A 5,778-nucleotide genomic window follows, 5' to 3' on the forward strand; every position below is an offset into this window, starting at 1 on the left:
CCGCACTTTTTCTGGGTCAATGATGACAATAAGTTATGACTTAGAGATTAATCAACAACTAAAGCTTATGCTTGTAGCTAAGTGAAATCATTGATTAAGAGACCTGTGCTTTTCAATAACTTTTTCAGCAGACCCTAGTTATGATTGCGCGAGAAACGGTTTAGGCCGCAATGCTTATAATCCAGCGACCCGAACCGTTTATATAGCAAATCTAGAATCAGAAGGCGAATTCATTTCTAGAATCCAAAGAGAAGAAAAAAGAACAGTTAATCTTAATAATTGCGGCTTCGGATTAGTGCCAATGAAATACGGCGATGGCAATCTATATTTTAAAGGCCAACAATATCGATATTCTCAGCTAAAACGAACGGTTCGGCCACCAGTGTGCCGAAAGATTAATGGAAGCTGGGTAACTTACTTTGCTATTCCTTTAGGCCAGTAATATGGATAAAAGATATCCTCTTTTGATCATTGCTTTGAGCGCAATAATTTTAGTAGGGATTAAGGCTCAATCTACAGATGATAAAAGGGAAAAAGTAAAAATAGATCGCTGCCACGACGGTGACACTTGCACCACCGACAAGGGGGAAAAGATAAGATTAGCCTGCATAGATGCCCCCGAATTAAAGCAGCCTTTCGGAAAAGCTTCTAGAGATCATCTCAGAGAAATAATCACAGATAGGCCTGTAAAAATCGATCGAATAAATACCGATCGATTTGGCCGAACTATCGCCATTCTCTACATTAATAATGGCGGCAAATGGCAAGCAGTGCAATCACTACAAAGCAAAGCCGGCACAGTTTGGGCATTCGATCGATTTAAAAGAAATTGTCCGATCTGGAATTCGATCAATAGAGAATTTCAAATCGCCCAATCAAAAAAAATCGGCTTATTCGCAGATGGGCAAGCGATCGAACCCTGGACATGGAGGCAAAACCGATGAAATTGAAAAGCTTAGATAAGAGCTTAGATAAGAGCTTAGATAAGAGCTTAGATAAGAGCTTAGATAAGAGCTTAGATAAGAGCTTAGATTACAAACTGCAAATAATAATAGCAATTTTATCGATCGCCGTTACGGTTGCCTATTTTTTCTTTGCGGCTAATTATCTAAAATTGGTCAATCAAATCAGCTGCTACAGCCACCATCCAAAATGCGATCAGCAATTGAAATAAATCGGAAAAATTTAGCAATCGCGGGAGTGAGCCTGATCATTTATTCCCTGGCATTAGTCACCATCTGGGAGCTTTTCTATGGAGTAGAGGCAAAAGGAAGGATTAATCCCGATGGATCCGTATCCACCTGGTCTAGACGCAGCCTACAGGCTTCAGAAACCCTCAATCCGTGACGATACATCAACAACACCAGACAGAAATTGCGGGGGGCGTTCCTGCTCCCCTTGATTGCCTCTAGCAGTCTTTCCACCTCACGGCTGGTCAGGTGCTTGCGGTTATTTTCCATATCGTTTATTAACTCGATGTTGGAATTGCCTAATCTTGTTCAATCGTTACAGAAGGGCAAACAATTGTCCGAAAACCAATGTGGTTAGTGGAGGTATCGATATCCTCTGGGTGACGAGCGGCGGGACGGTAGCGAGCGCAGTAGTTAGGCGAACAGAGAAAAGAACCCCCTTTAAGTACCTTACGTGGTTTTTGCATTGAGGGTGATAATTTTCGGTTGTAGCTATCTGCTTCTGTTCCACCTCTAGGATTTTTGGGCGTGCAACAAGCTTTTGTGGGGTTTTCTGGATGTTTCTCCCGATACCAATCGGTCGTCCATTCCCAAACATTACCAATCATGTCATAGAGTCCATAGCCATTGGCAGGATAGCAACCAACGGCTTCTGTCCCTGGTGGATGATGTTTTAAATTTTCCCAAGGAAACCTTCCTTGCCAGGTATTTGCCATTACCTTACCGTTGGGCATAAATTCATTACCCCAAGCGAAGTCTGCGCCATCTAATCCGCCTCGTGCTGCTAATTCCCACTGGGCTTCCGTTGGCAGTTCTTTACCTGCCCATTTAGCATAGGCAAGAGCATCTTCATACACAATATGCACAACAGGGAAATTTTCTCGATTTTTAATGGAACTATTGGGACCTTCAGGATGTCGCCAGTCAGCACCAGGGACGTACTGCCACCAACATAAAGTCCGGGGATCGACAGGGCGATCGGGCTTAACAAATACTGCCGATCCGGGTACTAACATTGCGGGATCAGCGCCAGGATAGTCTTCTGCCTTCGGGGGCTTTTCAGCAAAGGTAACGTAGCCTGTTTCTTTGACGAATTTTTGAAATTGTTTGTTAGTCACTAAATAGCGATCCATCCAGAAGCCACTGACGGTTACCCAGTGAGCGGGTGCTTCTTCTGGATATTTTGAGTTGTTGGCTCCCATCTCGAAAGTGCGCTCAGGAATCCAGACCATATCTTTATGGGGAGGTTTATCCGGATGAGAGGGCGGTTTTTTAGATATTTGTGAATTTGAAGTCATTTTGAATAAGAGTAAAGGTTAAAATTACTAGAAGTTAGGCAATGCCCCTATAAACAATGTTTTGGGTAGGGGCAATTGATGAATTGCCCCTAGAGATAGTGTCTATGGGTAAGTCCCTAGATTCAAGATGTTAGTCACGCCACAGCATACCCTGGAATTCTTTCGCAGGATCTACTGATGGTGCGTCGTTTTTGATGGTGACTACGACCTTTTCAAGGATCGCGCCTTCAAACTCGTAGGGGATGTCTTCTGCGTAGTCTTGTGACACAGGCTGGCCCGCATCTCGACCAATATTGAATCCTTCCCCAGATAGAGCAAACTTGGAGGGTTGGGTCAGGAACTGATTGGGGGATACCCACTCTTGTCCCCACTTCGTCCAATCTTCTCCATTACCCAACTCCCATGTCGTCTCTAAATCTGAAACAGGGGTACCTTTGATGGTAATGGACAGTTGAACTTCTCCTAAAGTGCTGTTACCGTACTCGGCTGCATTAAGGCCAGCCTTTGCTTCCTGTAAAGCACTTTTGTTAAATTCAACTTTGAGCTTCACTTCATCATTGGGTGTCAAATTAGCCAGAGCGTCGGTTGGGAGTGGACAACTGACCTTCTGCTCCCGTTGCCCTAGCCAGTTATAGACATAACAAAGCCGGTTATTATGGATATAGAAACTGTGTCCACCAAACCGTCCCCCGTGAGCTAACAGAACCCCTTCCGGAGTGGCTCCATTGGTGAAGAAACCAACGGTTGCCGTAATCGCATAAGACCGACTCCGAAGGTTGGGAGCTACCGCTTCAGGAATTTCGGATCCCCCTGGATAGTAGGTGTAGTCAAATGTTTTACTAGTGTCGTCGCCCTCCTTAAATGGGGGATCTGACAACTGAGGGCGTGGCGTTGAAATGATTTCAGTCGTTGAGCGATCGTCGAGTGGCACGCCGTTATATTTACCTGCTTGCACGAACCACATATTTTTCAATCGTTCGAGCTGTTGCTCTAAGTCTTTACGCTGATCGTTATGGCCGTTTAAATAATCCTCTGACACCAGGTTTGTGGATTGAGTGGGGTCACTCAATAATCCTAACTTGGCTCCTAGCGTCGTGTTAGAACCATCCATACAGTAGAGTTCCCAGGTATCTAACTCAAAGTTACCCCAATTAGAAGGTGTGGGAGCATGAACAGTACAAGCGTGCCAGCCTTTATACCAAACTGCCCGGGTTCCCAGCATGGAATAAAACTGAGTCTCTCGTACTTTCTTCGAGTTACCATTCTCGTCTTTGGGTTTGAGATCATCATTTGTGTAAGGAAATTGATACTTAGGTTGACCATACTTAGGATCGAAAGTATATTTGAAGCTGATGCCCTCAATCGGGTTTTGGGTATAGCCTTTGACGACTGCTGGGGGTTCTATGTTGACCATTTCGTAAAGGGTTGGCACCAGATCAACCGCATGAATATACTGTTTACGGTATTCGTATGTGTCTTCATCCGTTGTTTTTTCAATGCCGGGTCCGCACATCATAAAGGGAGTGGCTGCACCACCTTCATAGCCAGACCAACGTTTCCAGTATTTGAAAGGGGTATCAAAAGCCCATGCCCAACCGGAGGGGTAGTGATTGTAGGTTTTTTCTGTGCCTAGAGCCTGGAGCAAAGCAAAGTTTTTGTCAAAATTGTCTTCAACGCCATTGAAAAATAGGTTTTCGTTGACTGAGCCATTAGGACCTCCCTCGGCACTGGCACCATTATCCGCTACCGCAATGATAATCGTGTTGTCCATTTGCCCTGTTTTTTCGAGAAAGTCTAGCAAACGACCAATTTGTTCATCGGTGTAGGTGGAGAAAGCGGCATAAATTTCTGCCATACGGATAAACAGAGCCTTCTCTTTTTGGTCCAAATCATCCCAAGGTCTTACATAATCGGTGGAAGGCCAAGCTTTTCCTGGAGGTACTCCAATGATATCGTCCACAGTAAGCTCACCGTCATAGTTCTTATCAAGTACACCCTCATTATGAGGATTGATCGTCGCGGGGGAGAAGTCGCCTTCAAAGATTCCCAACGCTTTCATGTTGGCGAGAACCTCTTTGCGGTACTCTTCATAGCCATCTTTAAAGACGCTAGTCTCAATAAAGGAGGTATCCTCTGGATTATTTTTATCTCCTAAAGTTGTGTTGTACTCATACTTTAAGATCATCTCGGGCCAGATTTGATGGGGGGCATGATTCGCGCCAGGAGAGAAGTACATCATCCAAGGTTTTTTAGGGGCGATCGCGGTTGTATCTTGGATAAAAGAAATTGCCTTATCTACCAAGTCTTTCGAGAGATGATAGCCGTTCTCCGTGTCGTCCAAATCGGGTCCATAGGGAGGCTCAATTAGATGATTGTCATAGACGAGATCGGGATACCATTGATCCGTTTCTCCCCCTAGAAATCCATAATAGCGTTCAAACCCACGACCCAGAGGCCAATTTCGCTTGCTTGCCGCCATATTTGCTTCTTCTTCTGGTAGTAAATGCCATTTACCCAGAGCGAAGGTATTCCAGCCCCGTTCACCTAATACGGCTGGAATCATGGCATTTTCAAAGGGGATGCGACCATTACTTCCCGGAAAACCCGTGGTGGCTTCTTCAATACAAGACATCCCGTTACTGGTGGCATTGCGTCCATTTAAAAGAGATGAACGGGTGGGAGAACAGAGAGCAGTGGTATGGAAATTGGTATATACCAAGCCTTTTTTGGCAATCCGGCTCAGATTGGGCATTTCGATCTTGCCGCCAAACATTTTCCAAGCCCCGAAGCCTGTATCGTCAATGACGAGGTAAAGAATGTTCGGGGAACCTTCTGGGGCTTTGGGTTCTGCGTAGGGTTCCCAATCTGGGACAGAGTCTCGAATGTCGAGAGCGATTGTACCGTTGAATTCCTTAGTCATGAGAGTTTGGAGTCTCCTTAATGTAATGTAAGGGGTCAGATTGTGCGTTGTCGAAAATCGAACCCAATTGAGGATTGAATTGGGTGATTCCCAATGAACAATTTACCAAAGAAAGGTCAGTAGATGGAAAAGTTTTTGTCCAATAGCGATCGCTAAATGATAGGGGCTAAAAAATTAGGAATTTTCCTAGTATTTATGTACTGAGGCAACGACTAATGATAAGTAAAAATTATCTATATCTAGATTGACTAATCAAAGAAAAAATCGCTCAAAAAAAACATAAAAATGTTTGAATAAAATCAATAAACTTCAGCAATAAATTTGAAAATTGATTAACGAAACCCGCCAAATACTACTAACAGAATCAGAA

At 44.2% G+C, this 5,778-nt stretch carries 5 protein-coding genes; 2 read left to right on the top strand and 3 right to left on the bottom strand.

Annotated features, from left to right (window positions below):
- Positions 1-443 precede the first annotated feature (443 nt).
- Together IM319_RS07375 and IM319_RS07380 are read left to right on the top strand one after the other, a co-directional pair.
- Positions 444-944, top strand: coding sequence for a thermonuclease family protein (locus IM319_RS07375; protein ID WP_287735151.1), 501 nt, complete (start codon positions 444-446; stop codon positions 942-944).
- On the top strand, positions 941-1,174 hold the full coding sequence (locus IM319_RS07380; protein ID WP_287735153.1) for a hypothetical protein: 234 nt from the start codon (positions 941-943) through the stop codon (positions 1,172-1,174). The genes IM319_RS07375 and IM319_RS07380 overlap by 4 nt, the downstream gene beginning before the upstream one ends.
- A gap of 76 nt (positions 1,175-1,250) precedes the next feature.
- Here IM319_RS07380 and IM319_RS22435 read toward each other — a convergent pair whose 3' ends face one another.
- The 3 genes from IM319_RS22435 to IM319_RS07390 form a co-directional block, all read right to left on the bottom strand.
- A complete protein-coding gene (locus IM319_RS22435) occupies positions 1,251-1,460 on the bottom strand; it encodes a tyrosine-type recombinase/integrase (protein ID WP_353857186.1) in 210 nt (69 codons plus the stop codon).
- 29 nt (positions 1,461-1,489) lie between these two features.
- A complete protein-coding gene (locus tag IM319_RS07385; protein ID WP_287735154.1) occupies positions 1,490-2,488 on the bottom strand; it encodes a formylglycine-generating enzyme family protein in 999 nt (332 codons plus the stop codon).
- Between the two features lie 130 nt (positions 2,489-2,618).
- The gene (locus IM319_RS07390) at positions 2,619-5,408 is read right to left on the bottom strand and encodes a sulfatase-like hydrolase/transferase (protein WP_287735156.1); all 2,790 of its coding nucleotides are present in this window, start codon (positions 5,406-5,408) and stop codon (positions 2,619-2,621) included.
- Between the last annotated feature and the right edge of the window lie 370 nt (positions 5,409-5,778).

Origin of the sequence: Microcystis sp. M113S1 (assembly GCF_020246945.1) — a bacterium.
Taxonomy (GTDB): Bacteria; Cyanobacteriota; Cyanobacteriia; order Cyanobacteriales; family Microcystaceae; genus Microcystis.